Origin of the sequence: Mesorhizobium australicum WSM2073 (assembly GCF_000230995.2) — a bacterium.
Taxonomy (GTDB): Bacteria; Pseudomonadota; Alphaproteobacteria; order Rhizobiales; family Rhizobiaceae; genus Mesorhizobium; species Mesorhizobium australicum.
The window spans coordinates 6,035,500-6,059,113 of record NC_019973.1; the positions used below are offsets into that span (position 1 = coordinate 6,035,500).

General features: G+C 61.1%; 16 protein-coding genes and 1 pseudogene. 7 read left to right on the plus strand and 10 right to left on the minus strand.

The window, feature by feature from the left end; translation table 11 throughout:
- From MESAU_RS30835 to MESAU_RS28890, 3 genes are all read right to left on the minus strand, one after another.
- Positions 1-195 (minus strand): DUF2158 domain-containing protein, encoded by a 195-nt coding sequence (locus tag MESAU_RS30835; protein ID WP_276325708.1) that lies wholly within the window; start codon positions 193-195, stop codon positions 1-3.
- Positions 196-523: 328 nt separating this feature from the next.
- Entirely contained in the window at positions 524-706 is a 183-nt protein-coding gene (locus MESAU_RS32520) for a sunset domain-containing protein (protein WP_476738568.1), read from the minus strand.
- A gap of 671 nt (positions 707-1,377) precedes the next feature.
- A complete protein-coding gene (locus tag MESAU_RS28890) occupies positions 1,378-1,755 on the minus strand; it encodes a calcium-binding protein (RefSeq protein WP_013533563.1) in 378 nt (125 codons plus the stop codon).
- A gap of 223 nt (positions 1,756-1,978) precedes the next feature.
- Between MESAU_RS28890 and MESAU_RS29705 the strand changes: the two genes are divergently transcribed.
- Positions 1,979-2,302 carry a phospholipase C/P1 nuclease family protein gene (locus MESAU_RS29705; RefSeq protein WP_013897122.1) on the plus strand — a complete coding sequence of 108 codons (324 nt, stop codon included), beginning with the start codon at positions 1,979-1,981 and terminating at the stop codon, positions 2,300-2,302.
- A 202-nt stretch (positions 2,303-2,504) separates the two neighbouring features.
- Here MESAU_RS29705 and MESAU_RS30845 read toward each other — a convergent pair whose 3' ends face one another.
- Together MESAU_RS30845 and MESAU_RS28905 are read right to left on the minus strand one after the other, a co-directional pair.
- Positions 2,505-3,155 (minus strand): FAD-dependent oxidoreductase, encoded by a 651-nt coding sequence (locus tag MESAU_RS30845; protein ID WP_157163676.1) that lies wholly within the window; start codon positions 3,153-3,155, stop codon positions 2,505-2,507.
- An 829-nt stretch (positions 3,156-3,984) separates the two neighbouring features.
- On the minus strand, positions 3,985-4,230 hold the full coding sequence (locus tag MESAU_RS28905; protein ID WP_041163934.1) for a DUF982 domain-containing protein: 246 nt from the start codon (positions 4,228-4,230) through the stop codon (positions 3,985-3,987).
- A gap of 1,237 nt (positions 4,231-5,467) precedes the next feature.
- On the opposite strand from MESAU_RS28905, the gene MESAU_RS28910 reads away from it, so the two are divergent.
- The 5 genes and pseudogenes from MESAU_RS28910 (at position 5,468) to groL (ending at position 10,356) form a co-directional block, all read left to right on the plus strand.
- Complete coding sequence (locus tag MESAU_RS28910; RefSeq protein ID WP_013533564.1) at positions 5,468-6,190, plus strand: Crp/Fnr family transcriptional regulator; 723 nt, start codon at positions 5,468-5,470, stop codon at positions 6,188-6,190.
- Positions 6,191-6,519: 329 nt separating this feature from the next.
- Positions 6,520-6,888, plus strand: a complete 369-nt coding sequence (locus tag MESAU_RS28915; protein ID WP_245262926.1) for a GNAT family N-acetyltransferase — start codon at positions 6,520-6,522, stop codon at positions 6,886-6,888.
- A 1,073-nt stretch (positions 6,889-7,961) separates the two neighbouring features.
- Positions 7,962-8,138 (plus strand): annotated as a pseudogene (locus MESAU_RS32145) (alanine racemase); the annotation flags it as partial.
- A gap of 191 nt (positions 8,139-8,329) precedes the next feature.
- A complete protein-coding gene (gene groES, locus MESAU_RS28930) occupies positions 8,330-8,626 on the plus strand; it encodes a co-chaperone GroES (RefSeq protein WP_013533567.1) in 297 nt (98 codons plus the stop codon).
- Between the two features lie 62 nt (positions 8,627-8,688).
- On the plus strand, positions 8,689-10,356 hold the full coding sequence (gene groL, locus MESAU_RS28935) for a chaperonin GroEL (RefSeq protein ID WP_013533568.1): 1,668 nt from the start codon (positions 8,689-8,691) through the stop codon (positions 10,354-10,356).
- A gap of 594 nt (positions 10,357-10,950) precedes the next feature.
- Here groL and MESAU_RS28945 read toward each other — a convergent pair.
- Together MESAU_RS28945 and trxA are read right to left on the minus strand one after the other, a co-directional pair.
- Positions 10,951-16,152 carry a shikimate kinase gene (locus tag MESAU_RS28945; protein WP_013533569.1) on the minus strand — a complete coding sequence of 1,734 codons (5,202 nt, stop codon included), beginning with the start codon at positions 16,150-16,152 and terminating at the stop codon, positions 10,951-10,953.
- A gap of 278 nt (positions 16,153-16,430) precedes the next feature.
- Positions 16,431-16,751: a thioredoxin gene (trxA, locus tag MESAU_RS28950; RefSeq protein ID WP_013533570.1), complete on the minus strand. Its 321-nt coding sequence runs from the start codon at positions 16,749-16,751 to the stop codon at positions 16,431-16,433.
- A 2,438-nt stretch (positions 16,752-19,189) separates the two neighbouring features.
- Here trxA and MESAU_RS28960 point away from each other — a divergent pair.
- Positions 19,190-19,624 carry a hypothetical protein gene (locus MESAU_RS28960; RefSeq protein WP_015319225.1) on the plus strand — a complete coding sequence of 145 codons (435 nt, stop codon included), beginning with the start codon at positions 19,190-19,192 and terminating at the stop codon, positions 19,622-19,624.
- 9 nt (positions 19,625-19,633) lie between these two features.
- Here MESAU_RS28960 and MESAU_RS28965 read toward each other — a convergent pair whose 3' ends face one another.
- Genes MESAU_RS28965 through MESAU_RS28975 form a run of 3 tightly spaced genes read right to left on the minus strand, consistent with a single transcriptional unit; the run spans position 19,634 to position 23,490 of the window.
- A complete protein-coding gene (locus MESAU_RS28965) occupies positions 19,634-20,494 on the minus strand; it encodes an alpha/beta hydrolase (RefSeq protein ID WP_051041316.1) in 861 nt (286 codons plus the stop codon).
- 28 nt (positions 20,495-20,522) lie between these two features.
- Entirely contained in the window at positions 20,523-22,571 is a 2,049-nt protein-coding gene (gene fhuB, locus MESAU_RS28970; protein ID WP_015319227.1) for a Fe(3+)-hydroxamate ABC transporter permease FhuB, read from the minus strand.
- Positions 22,564-23,490, minus strand: a complete 927-nt coding sequence (locus MESAU_RS28975) for an ABC transporter substrate-binding protein (RefSeq protein ID WP_015319228.1) — start codon at positions 23,488-23,490, stop codon at positions 22,564-22,566. The genes fhuB and MESAU_RS28975 overlap by 8 nt, the downstream gene beginning before the upstream one ends.
- Positions 23,491-23,614: the final 124 nt, after the last annotated feature.

The window sequence follows — 23,614 nt, forward strand, 5'->3', positions numbered from 1 at the left end:
TTAGGCTCTGTGCACCGCAATCGATCCGGTGGCGGGGCGTTCGTATTTTTTCAGCGCCACCGGCGGAAAAGTTTCTCTTTGAACGACTTGCTTGTTTCCGATCTTTTCGAACCACACGCACCACACGCCGTCCTCGTCCGTCATGCTCGTCTTGCCTACTTGCTCAACAGTCATTTGAGGACCCTCGGATTTCAGTTAAACAACGTCACCCGCTGCAAATTCAGACATTTTCGTCTCCTTGTTCGTGATTTGTTCAATCATAACATTTTTTTGCGGTAGGCACTCCAGCGACTCGTTCTTTGAACAATTATCAACAGGTGATGCACCAAGTCTTTACGGATTGAGTGAATTCGGTCGCGATGGCGAACTTGCATAGACAGCGGTGCCGCCCATCAAACAAGCGGCAATCATATGCGTCAGCGAGTGCAGTCCACAAATAGGTCTGCAACATAGACGTTTCCGCCGTCCCGTCGAGACGCCACCAAATTAGTCAAACGAACGGAATATCCTCCCGCAAAACCGATCAGCGCTTCGATCGCCGCCAGCCCGCTGTCATGGCCTCCGCTTCTGAACAGAACCATCTTTCGCCTTTGGCTTCGGTGATTTTGGTGACGTTGTAGTACTTCTGTCCAGGCACGTGATAGATGCGCTCGCCGTTGGCTGATATGTTGCCTTTGATATTGCAGCCGGAGTTGCCGTTGCCAATCGCAAAAAGCGGTGCCGGCGGCGCTTGCGCATCGTCGCTATGCTGCGCCCGCTAGTCCCATGGCGGCAGAAGCGTTCCGACCCAAAGATCGGTCTTCGGCCTTCGCTTTGGCCTGTTGTTTTGCATAGGCGCCATCGCTGTATTTTGGACAGTCGAGCGCTTGGCCGTGCTCGAGCATCCAGGCGGCGACGCTCGACCGTCGGCGCGCCTGCAGTCACCAACAAACCGGCCGTAGCGACCAAGTCCCGAGCGTACAGTTGACCGGCCTCGAGGCTGCTAGGAAGCCGTCCAGCGCTTCGGCGGAACGGCGCCCGCATGGATATTCGAATCCCTTGGCGTCGTCGCAGTATTGCCGGCTCTCGGGCGCGTCGATGCCATTGAAGCGGACACGCTGCCCATGGATCTCGATCGTGTCGCCATCGATGATGGAGGCGACACCGGCAATCGGCGCTGGAGCCGGCTTGGTCAGATTCTGTAGGTGACCTCGGGCAATGAGCCGCTGTGTTGCATGAAGAACTGCGCCACCAAAGCCGAAGCCGCGGCTACCGTCACGTAGATCACTCGCAAAGGCATGCCAGCCCACCGGCGCGGGCGATATTGCTTGGCTCCGGCGCGGTTCAGCTTGTCGGACCGATTGTCGTAGCGAGATCGTTCCACCGTCCTGGCCGCTTTCACTCGCACCCGATGCCGTCGCGATCGCGATCTAGTCCGTTAGGATCACCGTTGGTGATTTTCACCCGATGGGGTGCGACCGGATTGTTTCCCTTGCCGCCTGCGCAGTCCAAATCAGCACCGCCAGATGGCACAGCTGCGGCAGTTGCGGCCACGTCTCGATACCTGTTGACGATTGCTGCGGCGCGTACGCCGTCGCCCTCGATATGGGTGTTGTTGCTGTTGGGATTGAATGGATCGACCGTCTGCAAAAGCATGTTGGCGTGGTACGCATCGCCAGCGGCGAGCGTCACCGAATCGAAATTGTTCAAATAGTCGGCTGCGCAGCCCGAGATAAGCACCACGGACAACACGCACGAAAATTCGTGCACACGCATGAATGAATTCCCCAACCCAAGACGGATCATGCGCTATTTGTCTTTTGTTGTCGAATCCAGAAGAGGTTTCGGTCTTCCGTGCAGGCACCTTGTCTCATTGCCGTGTCGTCTCAGCGATGTTGGCTCTGGGGAGGAATACATGCGTGGCGCGCTCGTCTTTGGTTCCGTTCTTTCATGATCCTATCATCGGCTCCCGCCTTGGGCCTGGTGGGACGGCGGCCCCATGCAGATCGCCGCCGTGGCCTACTCAAAGCTGAGCGCACAGGCGAAGGCCAAGGCCGATGCCCCGATCAAACTGAACCCCGACTATCAGAGCTGGGTTGCCGGCGTGCCGGACGACAAGAAGGCGCAGTATGCTTTCGTTCATGCGGCGGTTTGGGCTGATGACATCAAAGACCCTGCCCACGGCTACACCAAGGACGACGACACGCCAACGGGGCAGAACATCGGCTATGCCGACAAGAACATGCATCGCTACTGGCACTTCAAGGACATCAGCTTTTCGACCGACGGGACGCAATTCTCCGACACGCGGTCTCGCAGATGAAACTCTTCGTCGCCGCGCTGCCGGCGTCAGCCGCTACCGACGACGTGCGCTCTCTTCTTTTGGTTTCAGCGCTTTAAGGGCGGCGTCCGTCAGCATCCCAATGGTCTCCTGAAAAAGACCGTACGGTACAATTTCAAGGCTCGGCAGCAGGAAATCCCTTTTTTTCAGTGCCTTAACGGGCAAAAAAGTACCGTCACGAGCCTCATTGGTTGTGACGGTACCCAGAAAAATTCGGGTGGGCAATATGTGGGAGGTCCGTCAAACGGTCCGTCAGAGCTGATCTCTGCGTACCGATTGTCGCTGATTGTCCATGATAGGATTTATTTTTTGTTATCAGAACGTCGCAGATCGGCGTGTTTTCGGCGGCGTTTGAGTGGGCCTGAATCATCCCCATGGAATCGAACCAGCCCTCATCGCGAGCGCCCCACGAGCCGCCGCCAGGATCACGCACGTTCAGCCACGGAAACTGTTGCTTTAAAGCGCCGGGCTCGAGGAACACGGTGTGGGCACCGAAGCTGCGCTGCAAGTCGACCCGTTCGCGCGCCGCTTGCACGCCTTCTGGCGAGCAGCAGTAAAGATATCCGTGTTCCTTGAAGCCGAGATCGGGCGCCGGCACAGGCGTAGAATGGCACCATTCGCTCCTGGAACCTCCGGATAATCTCGATGCCGAACTGGCTGACTTCACGTTGATCGGATTGGAATATTGCTGGCGGATCGCACTGGTGGAAAGCGCCGTCGAAGAGGATTCATAGCTGCTGTCCCGTTCGACGAGGAGGATCGAGGCGTCCTTGCCCAGTGCCTGGCTCAGCCAATACGCCGTCGACGAGCCGACTACCGCGTCACCAACGATCACGATATCATAGGCATTGCGCGAAAGGAGCTGTGTAAGGAGGGATTGCCATCACTGCTCTCCGTTTTCGAGGTTGAAGACGGCAATCAGACCGTCCGGGCTCGCGCCAGCAGGCCGACATCAGGATCCATCCGAAGAAGGCGCTCGAAGGCGCGTGACGCTCTGTCGGTGGCCATGCGTGTCCAGCGTTCGACTTCCTAGCAGCAGTCTGGCCGTCTACTTATCTGGGGTGGCGGTGGATCACCCTGCCCTGGATCAGTTCGCGACCCGCCTTGCCCGTCTACCGTTCGACGCTTAAGCAGGGACGGTACTTTCTTCCACAGATAGCCAGTGACATGACAGTGGCTCAGGAAGAGAAATTCAAGGCCGCTCAGCTCCCGTCATTCGCTTCGAGTATGGAGAGCAGGTCGTGCGTCACGCCAATGGCACGATTTACGGGGTTGCCGCCCAAGAACCGTATCCGTCCTGTGGCGGAAGCTTTGGAACAAGGGAAGTTGGGATCAACACCGAGCGAATGTCTTCAAAGCAACTCCGTTGGTGGTTCGAAGCAGGCGGTGTCGGGCGCGAGGGTGTCCGCCATGCGTCGAGGTGATCTTCAAATGAACCCTCTGCACCGGTCGAGGCGCCCTTCGGGAGTTCCAGGCGGCATTTCTGTTCAATAGCTGAGCTAAGTCTGCGGGCGTTGGAAGCTGTTAAACCTAGATCACCGGAGGCATGCTCCGCGCCATCCTGCTTGATCGCGCCATGATCACGCAGAGGGACTTCCCATTCTATGCTTCGATCGGGAGGAGGATTGAACCTGAATGGATATCCGGCCGACCTTCGCGCTAGTCTAATCGCCGCGTAGAATCTTCGCCTCGAGCGCGGCCGCAACGAATGCCCGCCTTGCAGTTGGCGGATGAGCCTCACCACGCAACACGTGCAGACAGGCATCCATCGCTGCATTCCGCTTCTTGGTCTGAGAACGAAGATCCCGCATCAAAATAGTTGCCGCGTCATTCACCTCAAGCACGATGCGTTCAGAGCTGTTACGGTTGACCTGAACGACGACTGGTCTCTCAAACCTGCTTAAGCCCATCGCCACGCTCCCCTCCACCCGGCGACGACAGGCCGCACTGTTTTCCTCAACCGAAATCCGCCTGAATCACCGCAGCTAATTTTCGGTCCCAGGCGACCCGCTGCCTGGCCGTAAAGTCTCGAGAATGGTCGGTTCACGCTGAATAAAGTAGAGTGGGATAAGCAAGCCGAATGCAGCGACACTAGAAACAGGTATATGGTCATATAGCCCCCCGGCCATTTTCATAAACCATACAGCCATGCAAGTTCGCTAAAAGCAAGCGACCCCGGCGCGCGCACCTGCGTATACACGGCAATGTCATGTCGCCTCGTTCACAGCCGGGCGCGGCATGCTAGCCAGTGCCTACAGCACTCGTGATCTCGGACCGTGCCCATGCGTCGCGGACGCCCGATAACCACGGAAGTGCGGTGCGGCGACATTGAGGCCGAGCCTGCACAACATTCTCGCGGCAGCGCGAATGTAGATTGGCCGGGTGAATTCGCCAAAGTACCTCATGCTCCGTCATCAGCGGAAACTGAGCTCGAACAAAGGCAAGTCCGAACGGCCGCCCATCCTGCAGGATGTGGTGACGGCCAGTCGCCACAACATGATCATCGATGAGTTGGGATTCGGCGCTATCCGCGCGACATTGGACCAGACGGCCCCGGGCTGACATCACTCGATCCGCAAACGTGTCCCCGCACAGAATAAATCCGCCAGCCGCCACTAGGGCATTTCTATCGGACACGCTGAGTGTTGCTGACGTCCCGCCGACGCAACTTTCCGAGCAATCGTAGATCCGAGCGATCGGCGACGACAACATAAATCCTCCGCCCCCCAACGCGGCCGACCGGACGCGCTGCGGCATTGGGGAGTGGTTACATCTAGCGGCATCCCCGAGCGCGAGGTGTCGTTCTCAGTGAACAGTTACGATTTGAAAGCGCGCCGGCTCTAAATGCCGGAGTTCGTGCGATTATCACGAAGCTCAAGGGAATCGGCGCGCTAGGACGACAGGTAACGGGAAAGAGCTGGGACTTCAGAATGTCGGTTTCGTACAAAGCTGAGTTTGGTACGTTTCCCACTCTGACATACTTCTCGCGTCTTTTGTAATCACGCGGCGGGGGCTCGCCGTGCATCGATTCGCATTCCGCTGTCATTGTCGTACCAAGGCGCGTAGTGTCACAAGATCGTCTGCACGTTTTTACGGGCGCGGACGGCAAGGAGATTGGAATGCTCTTGCCCCAAGTGGGATTGAGCCATGACCAATCCAGTGAATGCTTCCTACAAAAACGAATTGCTGCGACGGCTTAACGCGGACGACCTCGCGCGTTTGGAGCCGCATTTTGAGCGATGTGCCCTTGATCTGAGAATGCCGTTGGAGACTGCCGGTTCAAGGATAGAGGCGATTTACTTCCTCGAGGAAGGCATCGGCTCTGTTGTCGCGATGACTTCGGACGGCAAGGATGCCGAAGTTGGCCTCATTGGCTTAGAGGGAATGACTAGTTCCGCGCTGGTGATGGGTGCCGACTATGCCGCGCACGATTGTTACGTGCAATTCGCAGGCAATGCAGTGCGAATCGGAGTTGAGCCATTCAAGACGATTCTGGTGGACAGCCCGACGTTGCGTCTCTTCCTCTTGCGCTATGTCCACTATCTTCACATTCAGGCGAGCTATACGGCCCTTATGAACGCACGGGCGAGTCTTGAAGAGCGCCTGGCGCGGTGGCTGCTGATGTGTGACGACCGAATTCACGACAAACGCATTACGATCACACACGAGTTCTTGTCTGTTATGCTCGGCGTAAGGCGGCCGGGGGTCACCGTTGGGCTCCAAGTGCTCGAGGGCCGTGGCCTCATCCGTTCGCGACGAGGTGAAATCGTCATTCGAGACCGCCATGGCCTCGTTGCCCAAGCAGCTGGCACATATGGGCAACCGGAAGGCGAATATGTTCGGCTGATTGGGGAAATCGCCCGACGGTGACCATGGGGTCTGTCGGGGTCCGCAAGCTCGGTCCTCGCTAGCAGCTAAGCAGAATCTTGCTTCGAGTGCGGTCAGATGGTGTAAGGGATTCCTGGCTTGGACGAGCGTGCGACGGTTTTGCTTTCCCAAGAATGGCTTGCCATAAAGGAGAGCAGCCCTCCATCATGCACGGATTCCCAGTTCCGTTTTTTGCAAGCGCAGGTTGCGATTGGCAGCACGAATCGGGACGCCGACCACTAGGAGAAGGAGAAACCATGCCTTCGTATCTACTCGACGGGCCAACTCATTGGACGCAGAGACGGTCGCCCGTTTCATTCACGCGCTACTCGATGAACTCTCTGGCGGGAAAGCGCCCACGCCCGACTTCGTCGGCGACAGTGCTTGCCAACGCTGGCGCGGTCGCTGTAATCGCAAGTGAAGGTGGCGAGCCGGCCGGCATAATCGTACTGAATGAGTGCACAGCGATCTATGCAGGAGGCAAGTTCGGCCAGATCTCGGAGCTGTATGTTCGACCCGAGATGCGCTCCAAAGGGATTGCCCCTTGTCTGCTCGAGGTCGCCTTGCAGGAAGGCCGCGCTCGTGGTTGGAAGCGACTTGAGGTTGGAGCACCCGCGCAACCAAAATGTAAACGCACGCTCGATTTCTACTTACGGGACGGGTTCGAGGAAGTCGGCCCTCGGCTCCGCCGGACTATTTAGAAAATCTGTCCCAACCTACGCCAAACTACACAGGTGTAATGCAGGGTCACTTCGCCAGAAACGGTCGCGTGGGCGAGTTCGAAGCCGGCATGTGGCAGATCAAGTTCGGCTGCGCATCTTCACCCTTGGACGAGGCGCGCTGCCTCGCGTACCGATATCACTCGCGAGCCACTCCCAGAACTGTTCCTGGCGCCCCTGATTGGTTGGAGTTGAGAAAGGTCAGCCACCGTCTGGTCTGGCCGACGGAGCCGATCCTACCGGGGCGGCTCTAGTGTGAATCGACCGCGCCATGTCCATTCTGAGGGCGTCGGGTGCCGCGGCAGATTGAGCGCACCTGATGAGCTTGGCAGCGACAAACCGCTTGCCGACTACCAGCACTGCGAGTGGGTTTGTTCCCGAATGGACTTCCTCGCGAAGCGCACCTGTGCGCAGGTGCGGTGATGCGGCGACAGCCGTGGTGGGCTGGCCGACCAATTGTAAGTTAAGCGGCAGCAACCCCTGCGTCCTGGTTTTGAGCAAACCACAAGCGAGATACCCCTTCAATCCGAATGCCTCCTCGCCCAAGCAGTTCGCAAGTCTCGCTGCCTGATCAGCCCCCGCGCAGCATGCAGGCGTTGCAACGGATTCTTCAAAGAAATTCACAGGCTCTTAGCCCTCCAAAGCCGCTGGGGATGGTAGGCGAACATAAATTGTCAAAACTTGTCGCACTGCTGAGAATGCCAAATGACGAAGTCAGCAGGAGTGTTCAACTGTTTCAATCGGCGGATGGGCAGATCACAATGGGCACGAACAATCCGCCGCTTTCGCCCGAGGACGTCGAACGCTTCGGGCCTAATCCCCTTACCCGCTTCCGCACCAATCTGGCGTCGGTTGAAGAGCGCATCACGCTTGCTTGCGCACGGGCCGGGCGCGACCGAGCCTCCGTGCGTTTGCTGCCAGTCACCAAGACGGTGCCGGCCCAGATCCTGCGATATGCCTTCGAGGTCGGCATCAGCACCTTCGGCGAAAACAAAATCCAGGAGGCAATGTCAAAGTGCGAGGCGCTTCACGATCTCGCCATCGACTGGAGCATCGTATGTACCGAGGCGGTTGTCGCGGCTGTCGAGATCGGCGGCCGCCAGTTGGCCGTCGCCTGCTTCTGCACCGGCTCGGCTGATGTTGCGGCGCCTATTCAGGCGCGCTTGTTTCCCTTGAGGAATCTCCGGCCGGCTGCTGCCAGCTTCGCTCACGTGCCGTGGTCCCTTGCCTGAGAGCTTGATGAACTTTTGCTCGTTCGCCTGCCCTATTTCGTCTTGACTATCTCCGGCTTACCCCTTAATCCTCCCGTTGTTAGCACTCACTCGTGATGAGTGCTAACAACGAGTCCGGCAAAGCCGGGCTTTGCAGTTTGTCCGGCGTGGGCCGGACGGTGTTTCTCACCGCTCTCACCGAGGAAGAAAAAATGGCAAAGTCGAAGTTCCGCCCGCTTCATGACCGCGTGGTCGTTCGCCGGGTCGAATCCGAATCCAAAACCGCGGGCGGGATCATCATCCCGGACACGGCAAAGGAAAAGCCGCAGGAAGGCGAGATCATTGCCGTCGGTTCCGGCGCCCGCGACGAAGCCGGCAAGCTGGTCCCGCTGGACGTCAAGGCTGGCGACCGCATCCTGTTCGGCAAGTGGTCGGGCACCGAAGTCAAGCTCAATGGCGAAGACCTTCTGATCATGAAGGAATCCGACGTGATGGGCATCATCGGCTGACACGCCGTCGCCTTTCATCACATCCAATCTGAATTTAGGCCGAATTGCCCAGGAGCAAAAAAATGGCTGTGAAGCTCGTCAAATTCTCCCGTGATGCCCGCGAACGCATGCTGCGCGGCGTCAACATCCTCGCCGACGCGGTGAAGGTCACGCTCGGCCCCAAGGGCCGCAACGTCGTCATCGACAAGTCGTTCGGCGCCCCGCGCATCACTAAGGACGGCGTCACCGTCGCCAAGGAAATCGAGCTTGAAGACAAGTTCGAGAACATGGGCGCGCAGATGGTCCGCGAAGTTGCTTCGAAGACCAACGACATCGCCGGCGACGGCACGACGACCGCGACCGTTCTGGCGCAGTCGATCGTCCAGGAAGGCCACAAGGCCGTTGCCGCCGGCATGAACCCGATGGACCTGAAGCGCGGCATCGATCTGGCCGTGACCGAAGTCGTCGCGACGCTGATCAAGAACGCCAAGAAGATCAAGACCTCCGAGGAAGTTGCCCAGGTCGGCACGATCGCCGGTAATGGCGACGAGTCGGTCGGCAAGATGATCGCGGAAGCGATGCAGAAGGTCGGCAACGAAGGCGTCATCACCGTCGAGGAAGCCAAGACCGCCGAGACCGAACTCGAAGTCGTCGAAGGCATGCAGTTCGACCGCGGCTACCTCTCGCCCTACTTCGTCACCAACGCCGACAAGATGGTTGCCGAGCTCGAGGACGTCTACATCCTCCTGCACGAGAAGAAGCTCTCCAACCTCCAGGCCATGCTGCCGGTTCTCGAAGCCGTCGTGCAGACCTCGAAGCCGCTGCTCATCATCTCGGAAGACGTCGAAGGCGAGGCTCTGGCCACGCTGGTCGTCAACAAGCTGCGTGGCGGCCTGAAGATCGCCGCCGTCAAGGCGCCGGGCTTCGGTGATCGCCGCAAGGCCATGCTTGAAGACATCGCCATCCTCACCGGTGGCCAGGTCATCTCGGAAGACCTCGGCATCAAGCTCGAGAACGTCGGCCTTAACATGCTCGGCCGCGCCAAGAAGGTGTCGATCTCCAAGGAGAACACCACCATCGTCGACGGCGCCGGCAAGAAGGCCGAGATCCAGGGCCGCGTTGCCCAGATCAAGCAGCAGATCGAGGAGACCACCTCGGACTACGACAAGGAGAAGCTGCAGGAACGTCTGGCGAAGCTCGCCGGCGGCGTTGCGGTGATCCGCGTCGGCGGTGCGACGGAAGTCGAAGTCAAGGAAAAGAAGGACCGCGTCGATGACGCCCTCAACGCGACCCGCGCGGCCGTCGAAGAAGGCATCGTTGCTGGTGGTGGCGTCGCACTGCTGCGCGCTTCGCTGAGCATCAACGTTGTCGGCGTCAACTCCGACCAGGCCGCTGGCATCAACATCGTTCGTCGTGCGCTGCAGGCTCCGGCCCGCCAGATCGCGGCCAACGCCGGTGCGGAAGCATCGATCGTTGCCGGCAAGATCCTTGAGAACAAGGGCGCGACGTTCGGCTACAACGCCCAGACCGGCGAATATGGCGACATGATCGCCATGGGTATCGTCGATCCGGTCAAGGTCGTGCGCACGGCTCTTCAGGACGCGGCCTCGGTCGCCGGCCTGCTGGTCACCACCGAAGCCATGATCGCGGAGGCTCCGAAGAAGGAGTCGGCTGGCGGCGGCGGCATGCCTGGCGGCATGGGCGGCGGCGGCATGGGCGGCATGGGCGGCATGGGCGGCATGGATTTCTAATCCACGCTACCTGCGCAATACGGAAAGGGCGGCAGCGATGCCGCCCTTTTTTTGCACAACTTCGCGGAACCACAGCTACATCGTCGTACTGGCCGCTTTATACCGCCTATTACCTCATGTCCATTTCCAGCACCCATCTCGTCCTTTGACGCTCTTCTTGATGCAGTCAGCAACAGCTGGTACCGGTCACAACTCTTTCGCGTGCTCCTTTACTGCAAATTCAAGTGATTGGGGCAGAGGGACCCCCGCTGAGAATAGGAAGCCCTGAGCGGTTCTGCAGCCAAGCTTGTGCAGAATTTGTCGGCTGCCTCTGTCTCCACGCCCTCGGCCATGACCTCGATCCCAAGCACAAGCAGCCGGTCGTCTCGAGACCTTGCCAGACCGCGAACGAAGCCTGCTCGCCGCATCACTGCTGTGAAGGGCGGGCCATTGGACGGTCAGCGAATCCTCCTGTGTCATCTAGGACCGGATCGACTCGGCCAGAGGCTTCTGACGACTTTATGCATGCGATTCCCACTTTTGTTAGCATTCGGCGCGAACCCGCCCCCTGCACCAAACCTGCGAAAGGACCTGATTCTCGCCTAAAGCTTGTTGTCATCGACTTGAGCGTTCTCTGCTTCTCATGGAAGATGCTAAATCCGCTCGTGCGTTATTGCCGGCCAGCAAAGGCTGCGGCTCGGCGGTGAGGGTGTCGGGAGGCGGCAGTTCACCTTGAGTCATTGGTGCCGCCGGCGCCTGGATGGTTTCCACGACGCCGCCCCCGCAATCATAGCGGTTGGGACGATCATCGTGCATGCGCTGCGCTGTTGGGGGCATGCTGATGGCGGTGCCGGAAGCACCGGAGACATGTGACATCTCGGTAGCGGGCGTCAGGGCGGCTTCTCTCTCCCTGCTGCACAGAAAATCGTGGAGCGCCTCCACGCAAATGCCGGCGTTCTTCTTGTCTTTTCTAAAGGTCGGGACCACCTTGATATCGGCCTGTTGGTAGTCTGGCCCGCGCTTTTCTAACATGTTTTCGAGCTGCTGCTTTATGTCGGGGCCTTGCAGCAGCGGCCGGCCGGTGTCGCCCGTGGAGCGCTGCTGCAGGTGGAGGCGCCTGCCTATCTCATCCAGATCGGTGTTGAGCCAGATTGACACCGCCTTCTCGCGGATCAGGTCTCGATTGGGCTGCTTGACAAAGCCGCCGCCGCCGGTTGCGATGACCATGGGGCCTTTCTTCAGCTGCTCGGCGAGCTCTCTAGTCTCCAGCTCCCTGAAGTAAGGCTCGCCACTGCGCTCGAATATATCCTTAATATCGCCGTGCCCTTTGATGATAAGCTTATCGATGTCGACAAACTCCACCCCCAGCTCCCTGGCAAGGCGGGGGCCGATGCTCGACTTGCCGCTCGCCGGCATGCCGACGAGCACGACCGGCCTCGTACCGAGGGCCGCGAGGATCTTGCCGGCATGCGGCGAGAGAATGACCGCACTCTGTTGTCTTGCGACGATGGGCGACCTGGAGGTCCCTGCCGCCCTCGACCTGCTTTCTCCTGACGAGCCCCAGTGTAATATGTCCCAGGCACCACGGGGAATGGGGACCAGCTCGCATTCGCTCTGCGCGCGCTGCGCGAGCTCGGCCCGGTAACTGGCCGGCGTATGGAACTCGACCTCGAAGCGATAGTTCTGTGCGGTTGTGAACGCCGTGTGAACGCCGCGTAACCCCTGCGTGTCCATCCTGATGAACCAGTTGGTGGTCTCGACCTCGTTGCAGTCACGCTCCTCGAAGGCCAGTGCCGCCTTCCTGAAGGCGCGCGTAAAAGCCTCGTCCGGGATCTCAAAGACATGGCGCACTGCACTGGTGACCAGTTGGGCCTCCGGCGCCGCGCTCACGCCCTGGCCGGTCAACTCGTTGGCTGTCCAGATCTGCCCACGCGACCGTTGATCAAGATGCGGCACCTTCACCTCGATGCCGTCCTGCCGCAAAAGCTCGGCAACCGCATGCACAGTTTCGGTAATCGCGCTTTCTTGCGCTTCGGCGAGGGCGGCTTCGAGCCTGGCGCGCTCCAGGGCCTGTTCGCTGTTCAGCGCTATCCTGCTGGCGGGGTCGTCGTAGGCCGGAATTGCTAAGGCGCTGGGCAGTATTCGGTTTTCGACGGCGAGTCTGATCGAGGCCTCCATGACCGAGGCCGCCAGCGTGGGGTTGTCCTTCAGATCCGCCAGGCTGCCATCGACGTCGAACCGGCCCTGGTGGAGCTTTGCCGCCTGCGACTTGACATAGGGCGCCGACTTGAAGCCCGGCCTCTGCTCTATGAGCCGCTGCAATTCGGTGGTTTTTTGCATGAACACTCGCGCACCGGTTTCGGACTTGTAGGCGTCCGTGCCGACCTTGATGCCGACGCTCAACAGATTGATCGCGCTTTCATGCAGATCGACCGGGTTGTAGCCGTCGGGCCGCGGATCAATGCGCGCCTGATAGCGGTTGAGCAGGAAGTCGATGCGTTTCCTGGCATCAGCGGTTGCCGGATAGGATTCGCTGAGTTTCGGGAAGAGCGCGGCGGCCTCGGCGCTGACGGCAGGCTTCGCGCCGGTTGAGGCCACGGATCGCGCAAACTTCTGCTTGACGTCCGAATGCTCATGAGCCGGCTCGCTATTGAGCTGCAGGTTCCAGTCCTGGAGCTCGGCCACTAGCAACGCGGCCAGTTCGCAGGCCACCGGATGCCGGGCGGCCTTGCTGTCTTCCCCCGCCCTGGCGATCAGCTCATGGAGGGTCTGGCCATTCGGCCGATCTTCCTGCAACAATGCACGGATGTCGGCCTTGAGCTCTTGATGAATGCCCTCGTAGGTGCCGAAGATGGCACGCTCAGCAAACCAGCGTTGCGCCTCCAGCGGCTGCGCCAGCACGTTGCGCTGCAGGCAGCTGTAGGTCTCCAGCACCAGCCCGGTGGCCGACAGGATCTGCTTGGACCGGCTGAACTGGTAGCCGCCTTTCTCAATGGCCGGCGTGTGCGACTTCGGCGGCTTCATCGAGGCGATGCCGCGCGCCTGCAGCTGCGCGTCGAACTGGCGCACATGCTCGTAAAGGCGAGGCTGGTCGCCGATGATGATGACGGCGTCGCCATCAAAATCGCCGTCGAGCATTTTTTGTTGGGCGGTCGGAACCGCAACCAAAGAGCCGGGCGCGAACACCTCCGTCGCCTGCAGGATGCCGACGCACTCGAGCGCGGTGTCGGTCTTGACCCGGTCCTTTTCCTCCAGCCAGCGCGAATGGCACTTTACGTCCTCGGCAGACATCACAATCCCGCGGTCGGCGAAGTCCGCCGGCCACATTTCGTCGGGCACAACGATCAAGACGCCTTTGGCAAAGAAGGTCGGATCGTCGGCGGCAAGCCTAGCCCCCGACCTGTGCGCGACGTTGAAGCTGTATTGGAAGGCCACGCACCGATCCAGGAACGCCGCGGTGCGGTCGCCATCGCGCGCCGACCTGACCCGCTCGGCGGCGAACGGGCGCAGGTTGGGCTTGTCATAGGGGGAGCGTCCGACAAGTACGCCAGCGTCACGGGTCAAGGTCTTGCTCTTGCCCGTCGGCACATACAGGCATTCGTCACTGGACGGCACGGCGATAGCGCTCGAACCCTCGATATGCCCGCCCGTGACCGTCCGAAACAGCTCCTCGGTGGTGAGGCTTTGATGGGTTTCGAGCCATGCCAGAGCCTTCTCGCGGGTCTCCTGTGCCACCTCGACGCTGCGCGGATAATGTTGCAGCGCCGTGGGCGGTACCGCCGATTGCCTTTTATCGGCAAAGGCAGGCATCCGCTCGGGAGCGTCGTGGCGAGCCCGGGCAACGGACGGCATGCGCTCGGCCAGCGACGCCCTGATGAAGCCGCAGCCGTCATGCGGCCGCAAGGCGATCTCGCCGTCTCGCCCCTCGAACCGGAAGGGATGCACCGCGCCTGCGGGGCGGTCGGGCAGAAGGGACAGCTTGAAGCACCCTTCCAGCGCATAATCATGCGGGCCAACGTCGGGGACGCCCGGCGGCGCGGCAAATCCGCGGCGCTGGGTATAGTAATAGGCTTCCTTGAACGGCGCCCAGGCCCGCGACAGCTGCTCAAAGGCCGTACCCGGAGCCGTCTCGGCATAGGGGATCGCCAAAAGCTTGCCGCTTGGGGCCTCTGCGGCCGTGAAGGGCAGGTCAGAGGCAAGCTGGTTAAGGCTCCTTTGCGGCGGCTTCAGTTTGCTGCCGCCGAACAGGTCCATGCGGTAGGGCACGCCCTCCACGGCCACCGTGCGTGTCAACATGGCGCCAGTCGGAGTTCCCTTTAGCTGCACCGCCACCACCTTCACCGCGCCCGAGGTCAAGCGATGGAAAATGGAATAGCGCAACTCGGCTTCGCTGGGCAGCGGCTGGCCTTGCATGTCGACCACCGGCAGCCGCATTAGTCCGGCATCGCCTTGCGGCGGTCTCGGGTCTTGATCCATGGCCTGAAGCACCCGATGAACATCGAAGCTGGCGGCTGCATGCTGGGCCTGGATCATCGATGCGTTCTGCGCCATGAAGGTGTCGAGCGCTTCGAGCGGTTCCTTCGCCTCGATATGGGCGATCACGTTCCAGCTCTTGTAGGAAAGGTCGGCGTCGATGAGGGTGCGGGCGCTCTTCAGTATCTGCCTAGTCTTGCCATGCAGCTCTTCCTGCCTGGCCCGCAATGCGAGCTCGTCGCCGTCGACATAGGGCCGCCGGTAGAGCGTCTCCAGCACCGCCCGGGTCTTGAGCACCTGATGGATCGAAAGCGCCGGGCTGCGGCTTGCATTGGCGCCGCTGGTACGCTCGGCCTGGCCTGCTTTGAGATAGGCATCGATCTTGTGTTCCACCACGGGCTGGATGGCGTTGAGCAGGTTCAGCGCCGACTTGCGGTGCCAGCGCAACGCCGGCTTCGGGCTGCGAGCTAGTGGCAGCAGGGAGCTGCAAAGATTGCCCATCGTCTCGAGGTTGTTGTCGAGCTTAAACCCGGGAGCGGCACGTAACACCTCGAGCCTGTCCAGCCCCGGCTGTGCCAGCATACCGAGATCATCCATCAACTGCGCCTTGCCCAACGCCTTGAATATACTCGCGACGGCATGGACATCGGCCTGCTGGAGCCGATCCTCGGCATATTGCAGGTAGTGCGCCAGCTGATGCAGCCGGTCCTTCAGCAAGGCCGGTTCGGCGACCTCGCCGGCGGTCTCTCCCGCCTCGATACCCCGCGACAGGCCATTGGCGATCCTGACTAGTGCAGGCGTGCCGAAAGCACTGAAGCGACGGCCCTTGGAACCGAGCTCGCTGGCGATGGCAACGATCGCCTTGCGTGCTTTTTCTTCTTCCGGCCACTTGCCGAAACCGTTCACCAGATTGGCCAATTCTTGGCCCGAGAATCCGTCGAAATTGCCGTCGCGGGCAACCACCGCGCCGGCGATGGCAAGCGTCGCTTCGCGCGTCTCCTGCTGGTCCGGCCATCTGCTGAAGCCGTTCACCAGATTGGCCAACTCTGAATCCGAGAATCCGTCGAGATTGCCATCGCGGGCAACCACCGCGCCGGCGATGGCAAGCGTCGCTTCGCGCGTCTCCTGCTGGTCCGGCCATCTGCTGAAGCCGTTCACCAAATTGGCCAACTCTGAATCCGAAAATCCGTCGAGATTGCCGTCGCGGGCAACCACCACGCCGGCGCTGGCAAGCGTCTCTTCGCGCGTCTTCTGCTGGTCCGACATTGCGTCGGAGACGCGGTGCGGGCCTTCTTCGCTATCAGGACGCCCTGCTTGTCCGACTAACTCTCCGGTGCTGCCCATATTCCCTCTCCGATCCAGCAAAACGCATCGCCTAAGCCTGTCAACAACAGGGCGTCATTGGTTGAGTGCGGTCACGCGAACCTGCAACGGCATGCTTGAAAGCTGCGGCATTCACGCGGCGGCAACTGCCTCGACAACGCCCCAGTGAAAAGCTTCCTCACCACTCGTTCTTCCGACATAAAGCGGAAGCACAAAGGGCTGAGCGCTGTACAAAATGCCAGTAAATCACTATGACCCCACGGGGTGGATCTACGGTTCCTTCATTTGAGCGATCTCGATCAGGCAGCGTTCGAAATCCAGTTCAAAAGAGCTGTCTTCGGTTTGGCGCCGACCGAGAAATCGGCCACTTCGCCGCCCTTGAAGATCGCAAGCGTCGGAATGGAGCGCACGCCCAATTGGGCGGCGAGTTCCGGGTTTTCATCGATGTTAAGCTTGGCGACCTTGATCTTGCCTTCCATCTCGACGGAGATTTCCTCGAGGCTCGGAGCAATCATCTTGCAGGGATCGCACCATTCGGCCCAGAAATCGACGACGACGGGTGCTGCGGATTCCAGAACTTCCGACTGGAAGTTATCGATATCGACTTTCACGGTAGCCATGGCTGCTCCTTTGACCGAAGAAGATGTTAAATCAAATGTGACGGTTTCCGGCTTAGCCGAACGCTGTTTCCACTTTGACTGAGCCCGAGTGAGATGATGTAAGTTTTGCGAGCGGCAAATGGACCTTCGTTCAACATCGAATGCGCCGATTGGAGCGTGTCCTGCAATGAAGATCCAAAGTTCTGAAGCGTCAACGTCGAAACGGGTTACATTCGTAATGTGGATAGATCGGACATGCTGGACCGGCTCGCAAGCATGGGATCTCCGAAGCGACGATCTACAATTGGAAGCCAAATTCGGCGGCATGGAAAGCGACGCACATCCCAAAGGCCGCGCAAATTGCGCATCACGCCGCGTTGCTCAGCGAGCGGCAAGGCCTGGCAGATAGTCTGCCCCTGTCGCCGGACGGCATCGCGCACGATAACCATGACTGACAGCGCAACCCGACGGTGCGACCAGATGATCTGCGAGGGGAAACGCCACGCCGGCTTGGCTTGCCAATACTTCAATGCCAACCCACGGCATAGAGTGGTCCGCTAAGCTTGGCGCCATTGTCATTGGCGAAGCCGTCGGCGAGCACCACGATTTGGTCGAGGACCGGCCGCGATAGCCCGCTCTATCGGAGTGGAACGCAGGGCAGCGGCGTTGCGACAAAAAAAGCTCGCGGCCTGCGGCCCGCGCCCGTCATCCCGTTCTGCCAAGCGAAATGTCGTCGAGATCCTCTTCGATCACCCCAGCCGCGTATAGCTGATCGAGCAGGTCGGCGACGGCAAGGACCTCGCTGCATCCGTGACCCCCATAATCAGCTCCGAGGCTGTACAGTTCCCGCTCGCGATTAGATGACCAATGGGAATCGGAACCACCCCGTCGAGCACTCGATGCTCAAGGTTCCGTGAGCGGAGATGGAAGCAGTGGTCCCCCGCCTCGTGTTGCAGGTCTCCGCGGAAGCGAATTGGCCGGTTGGGAGGCGGGTTTTCGAGCATATTCTCGTCGACGATGCTATCGAGACCCTCCCGGAACTCGTCGGGCGTGCTGAAGACACGTTGAGACATTATTCGGTACCCGAGAGGCCAGCGTTCGTTACCCGGTACCGGCGTCACCAGTTGTAAACGTCCCTGCCGCATATTTACCAGAAGGCCAGAAACACAGGCGATAGTGGGACAGCCCTCCGGCACGGCGATTGCGGCATCTTTGCCGGACGCCCTTCTCCGCGCGTGGGCGCCCGGTGAAAGCCTTTGCGATCGGCCCTCCCCCTGCAGGATGAATTCGACCCCATCAGGTCCTCGGGCGAAAACGCCGCGTGTATCTGATTAAGGTGGTCCGTGCTTAGCACCGAGAAACGATTGGTCACGCGACCGTGGCGTTCAAACAGTTCGAGCACGCGGTTGGCAGTTCGCCCGTGATTGATGGTAGTCGAACAGAAAACGGTCATACTCCGAGTTGTCGATCGGGTCTGTGGCCCAGCAACAGAATCCAGCGCGGCACGCGACATGGGCCGAATTGCTGCCGATCACCATCACCATCGCAACGCGAGTTGGCGATCAGGTTGATCGTCAGGGAAAGTACGGCTCGAGTGAGGCGTTAGGCACTTCGACATCCCAGGTAAGAGCCGTCCATTGCCGAATTTGGTCTACGTGTCCGCGTCCAGGTGACCAACAGCCTCACTTTAATGGCTGCGATGAGGGGCGAAGCAGTCGTTCAGAATGTTGTCCGCAGGGGACACTCTGTCCAAGTTGCAACATCGCATGGCAAATACATGTGACCTGATTGTCGATGGATAGGTGATAAGTCGCTGCGATGCTCGACTGCATCTAAGGTCCGGTGGCGTCGGACCGAAAGGCAATGTTCGGGAACCGAACCAATCCACAGAAATATTTTGTTGGTATTTATGTTGGTCAGCGCTGCTGCTGCTTCATAGCTAGGCGATTGAGAAACCAAGTGCTATTTTCTCTGCTTGGATTCCGCCTCTGGGCACCATCATTTTAAAAATCCAAGCGCTTATGGCGTGACCACCTGATCGCTATCATCGCATGCGCCTATTGCACGGCGTTCGCGTGTCGTCGCTTAGGTTTTCTTGTCGCCATCGGGATTTGGTGCCGGTGCCTCTCGCACGTCTCGTGGTGGCGGATCGACATGCTCAGGCTCTGACGGTGCTTCCTTGTCCGGCCGACGGACGGGTGGCTGCGGGCCGGGCTTCGGCCGTGGTTCTTGGATCTTGGCTGGCATATCCAGTTAACCGCAACCACAGGCTCTTGTTCCCTTGTGTCTTAAAGAACCGGGAGGCCGAAGCCTTCTGTCGGCTTGGTGCGGGTGCCCGCCCTGTCACAAAGATCGATGGACGGAACGACTTTGCCTTCGCCGGGCTTGTGGAGGATTCAATTTGCTTGGTGATCCCACAACCCTAGGGCAAACTCCCTGCCGGGGCTGCAGGAGGTGAAATGAGAGCACGCGCAGCAACGCTTGGGGATCTCGAGGATGTCTTCCATGGCCTGTCCAAGCGGATGTCGGACGAGTACGCGGCGGCCGGCAAGGACAGCAAGATCGCCTACGACAATCTGATGATGAATTTGAAGGAAGGCCGCGCGCACGCGCTTGTCGAGGGCGAGAAGGCCGTGGCGATCATCGCCTGGCATGAAAACAGCGACGCCGCCGATACGCTGTTCGCCGCGCGGGAGGATTTCTTCCGCGGCTCGACCGTCCGTTTCTGCAAGCGGCATATCAGGCATATCCAGGCGCTTGCCGGCAACCTTCCAATCCACTCGCGCAGTTGGCTCCAAGGGCCCGACGTCGCCAGGTGGTTCGGCATTATCGGCTATGTCGAGCGCGGCCAGGAAAACGGCGCAAAGCTGTTCGAACTGCCGCCTGCGCGCTGAATAGAAATTCTACCGCACCGCGAACGCCGCCTGCACCGCCCGGTTGACCGTCACCGGCAGGATCGACATGTGGTTTTCGCCGGCATGGAGTTCGAAGCTTGCCCGCAGGCCCGGGAGCGCGTCGAGGCGTTCTGCCATCGCCTTGGCGAATTCGTCGGTAAGGATGAGCTTTTTCTGCGCCAGGCGCTTTTCCTCGTCTTCCGCGCCGACCTGGAACGGCGCCAGCTTTTCGGTCTCATACTCTCCGGCCGACAGGATTACGTCGGCCTTCAGGCCGTCGGGAACAGCGGCTTCGAACCTTTCGAGAAAGCGGTCGATAACGCGATCTTCCCAATAGATGGCAGGGCTGGCCGCAATGAAGGTGTTGAATGAGAGCGGGCGGGTAAACAGGGCGTAGAGCGCGAACAGGCCACCGAAAGAGTGGCCGTAAAGTGCCTGGCGGCTCTCGTCGATCCTGGTCCGGGTGGCGACCCACGGCTTCAGCTCGGCTTCGATGAAGGCCAGAAAATCCCCCGCCCCGCCGGTCCTGACTTCCGGCGTGCCCTCGTGGAAGGGCGGATAGGTCCTGCCCGGCGGTGGCCCCAGATCCCATGAGCGGCGCAGCGGGTCATAGGCGCCCTCGACGGGGTAGCCGATGGCGATGATGACGCCCCAGCCGACATTGGTGCCGGCGGGATAGAAGGCCTGCGCGCGCATCGCGTCGACCGCAGTGCCGATAACGGCGTTGCCGTCGGTCATGTAGAGCACCGGCCAGCCGGCCTCGGGCATTGGCCCCGACGGCACATGGATGAAGACCCGCCAGGGATCGCCTCCGCTTTTGCCAACGAAGTCGTGGACGGTGGTGTCGGCAATCAAGGCTGGCGTCGCCATCGGCTTGGATATCTCCACGGGACAAGGCTCAGCGGCGGCGCAAGAGCCACATCAGGACGGGGCCGCCGATCAGCGTCGCGACGAGGCCGGCCGGAATCTGGCGCGGGAAGATGGCGGTGCGGCCGATCCAGTCGGCGCAGACCATGATCAGCGCGCCGGCAAGCATCGCGCCGATCGCTTGCGGCAGCGCACGCGACAGGCCAAGGCGCCACGCCAGGTGCGGCGCCATAAGGCCGATGAAGGTCAGCGGCCCGACGACCAGGGTCGAGGCGGCGGTGAGCGCTGCCACCATCAAAAGCACCAGCAGCCGTGTTGCCTTGAGGTTGACCCCGAGGCTTTGCACCGCGGCGGAGCCGAGCGGCAGCATGTCCAACCAGCGCAGGAAGAACGGTGCGAGCAGGAACAGGCAAAAGGCAAACGTCGAGGTCAGAAGCGCCGAGCCGGCGTCGACGCCGTAGGTCGAGCCGGTGAGCCAATTGAGCAAAAGCATGGCGCGCGGATCGCCCGTGGCGGTGAGCACCAGGATCAGCGCGTCGAACAGGGCCGTCAAGGCGACACCGGCAAGCAGCAGCCGCTCTGGCGCATAGGCGGTACGGCGACCGATCGCCAGCGTCACCAGAAGGGCGGCGAAGGCGCCGATCGCGGCGGCCAGGGTCTGTACCGGGCGGCTGGCATCGGCGAGCGCGAACAGCGCCACCATCATGCCGAGCGCAGCGCCGGCGCTGATGCCGAGCACCTCGGGGCTGGCCATCGGATTGCCGGTCAGCCGCTGCATCATCAGCCCGGCCAGCGCCAGCATGGCGCCGGCGGCAAGTGCCGCGGACACTCGAGGCAGCCGCCAGGCCAGCAAGGGCCGCAGCTGATCGCCGGACGCGAATGTCCAACCATCGGTGCCCGGCCCGTAGAGCAGCGCCAGCACGAGCAGCAAAAGCAGGAGGCCGCCGATCGCCGCCAGCACAAGGCCGGGCCTTTTCGTTCTGGGCAAGCGCTCGGCGGCGAGTGCCGGTGCTTCCGCGCCAAGCGCGAGGCGCGGCAGAAGCCAAAGAAGCAGAGGCGCGCCGAGAAGCGCCGTCATCGCGCCGGTCGGCAGCAGGTCGCCCTGTGGCCCGGTCGCGACCTGCACTCCCTGGTCCGCGGCCCACAGCAGTGCCGCGCCGATCAGCGGCGCCATCACCAGTTGCTGGCCTAGCCGGCGGGCGCCGCCGATGCGCGCGAGCGTGGCGGCGGCAAGGCCGACGAAGCCGATGACGCCGATGGCGGCAACGACGAAAGCGATCAGGGCGACCGCCGCCGCCAGTCCGGCGAAGCGATAGGCACCGAGCGGGACGCCGAGGCTGCGCGCGCCTTCGTCGTCGAGGCCAAGCAGAGTCAGCGGCCGCACCATGAGGCCGATCGCCAGCGCGGCACCGCCAAGGCGCGGCAAGAGCCACCGCGTCACCGACCAGTCCTGCTGGCCGAGCGAACCGGCGCCCCAGAGGAACAGGCTGGCCAGCCATTCATGCCGAAGCACCACAAACGCAGCACCGATGGCGCCGGCATAAAGGCTGACGACCAGCCCGGCCAACACGACCGAAAGCGGCGACAGGCCCTTGTGCCAGGAGAGCGCCAGGACCGCCGCAAGGGCAGTGAAGGCGCCGGCAAGCGCCACCCATTCGCGGCCGAAGGCAAGCAGCGACGGCGCCAGAAGCGTCGCCAGCGCCAGCGCCAGATAGGCGCCGGCCGAGACGCCGACGGTTTCGGGCGAGGCGAGCGGATTGCGCAAAACCTGCTGCAGCACCGTCCCGGCCAGTCCGAGGGCCGCACCGCAGAGAAGGCTGACGGCGAGCCGGGGCAGGAAAGCGTAGTGGACGAGCACCTGCCTGATATCCTCGACATCGGGGCTTGCGAGCGCCCCCAGCCAGAGTGCCGGCGGCAATTGCACGCTCATGTTGGAGAGGGTCGCGGCGCCGGCCGCGCAGAGAAGCACGACGCAAAGCAGGATCGCGCCCAGGGGATATCCGCCTGGTATGCGAGGCGACGGGGTGCGACCGCGGACGAGGACGGCATCGTCGGGCAAGATCGCTTCCTGCTCAACCACGGGCGGTCTCCGCCGTCAGCGCCGCGGCCAGCAGGCGGGCAAAACGGCTCGCCGAGGGCAGCGTGCCGAACATCAGCACCGCAGGCAGGCGCATGATCGAGCGCTTGCGCACGAACGGCATGGCATTCCAGACCGGGCTCTCGGTCAGCGTTCCGCCCGCCCCTTCGGGCAAGGGTTCGAGATAGGCAAGGCGCGCATCATCAGACGTTGCCAGCCCGTCGATACCGACGGTTGCAAATCCCCAGTAATTAGTCTCTCCGGCCCAGGCGTTGCGGATGCCGATGCGGTCGAACACCGCCTGAAACAGGCTTTTTTCGCCATAGACGCGCACATTGCGCGGATCGAGGAAGCTGACGACATAGATCGGCCGCGCCGAAAGCGGTTCCAGCTGCTGCTTGATGGTCGAAAAATGCGCCTCCGTCGCCGCTATCAGCGCCTCGCCCTCCCTTTCCTTGCCGACAAGCCTGGCCAATTGCCGGGTCGCCTCGATGGCGCGCTGATAGGGCTGACCGCCCGGCGTATAGATGCCGATCGTCGTCACCGGTGCCACGCGCTCGAGCAGCGGCTTGATGCCGTCGAGATAAGGGATGGAGAGGATGATGTCGGGACGAAGCTGTTGCAGGAATTCGAGATTGGGCTCCAGGATCGTGCCGATGTCGGCGACTTGGGGCGGCAGCGGCGGCTCGACCACCCACCTTTCCCAGACCTCACGGTCGGCGATAGCGACCGGCGTGATGCCGAGCATGAGCAAGGTCTCCGCCAAGCCGTCATCGAGGCAGACGATGCGCGGCGGGCTGGCCGCGGCTGGCGTCACGACGCCGGTGAACGGCAGAGTGAACAGCGCGAGCGCGTGGCGACGCGTGATCCGGACGCGCGGACGATTGACCTCTCCTGGCCGGGGTTGATGATCTGTATTCAACTTGGCTTGCCTGTTGCCCGGGGCCCTGGTCTCCGGCGACCAATCCGAGTTGACTATTAAACAGGATATTCTTAGTCAAGTTTTAAGACGAGGCCGGCGGCGACAAACCCCAAGAAGGCAGGTG

Coding starts and splice junctions, on each gene's coding strand:
- MESAU_RS28890 (WP_013533563.1), bottom strand. CDS start 1,755: ATGCGTGTGCACGAATTTTCGTGCGTGTTGTCCGTGGTGCTTATCTCG.
- MESAU_RS28965 (WP_051041316.1), bottom strand. CDS start 20,494: ATGGCGACGCCAGCCTTGATTGCCGACACCACCGTCCACGACTTCGTT.
- groL (WP_013533568.1), top strand. CDS start 8,689: ATGGCTGTGAAGCTCGTCAAATTCTCCCGTGATGCCCGCGAACGCATG.
- MESAU_RS29705 (WP_013897122.1), top strand. CDS start 1,979: ATGCAGATCGCCGCCGTGGCCTACTCAAAGCTGAGCGCACAGGCGAAG.
- MESAU_RS28905 (WP_041163934.1), bottom strand. CDS start 4,230: ATGGGCTTAAGCAGGTTTGAGAGACCAGTCGTCGTTCAGGTCAACCGT.
- groES (WP_013533567.1), top strand. CDS start 8,330: ATGGCAAAGTCGAAGTTCCGCCCGCTTCATGACCGCGTGGTCGTTCGC.
- MESAU_RS28910 (WP_013533564.1), top strand. CDS start 5,468: ATGACCAATCCAGTGAATGCTTCCTACAAAAACGAATTGCTGCGACGG.
- MESAU_RS28960 (WP_015319225.1), top strand. CDS start 19,190: ATGAGAGCACGCGCAGCAACGCTTGGGGATCTCGAGGATGTCTTCCAT.
- MESAU_RS28945 (WP_013533569.1), bottom strand. CDS start 16,152: ATGGGCAGCACCGGAGAGTTAGTCGGACAAGCAGGGCGTCCTGATAGC.
- trxA (WP_013533570.1), bottom strand. CDS start 16,751: ATGGCTACCGTGAAAGTCGATATCGATAACTTCCAGTCGGAAGTTCTG.
- MESAU_RS28915 (WP_245262926.1), top strand. CDS start 6,520: ATGAACTCTCTGGCGGGAAAGCGCCCACGCCCGACTTCGTCGGCGACA.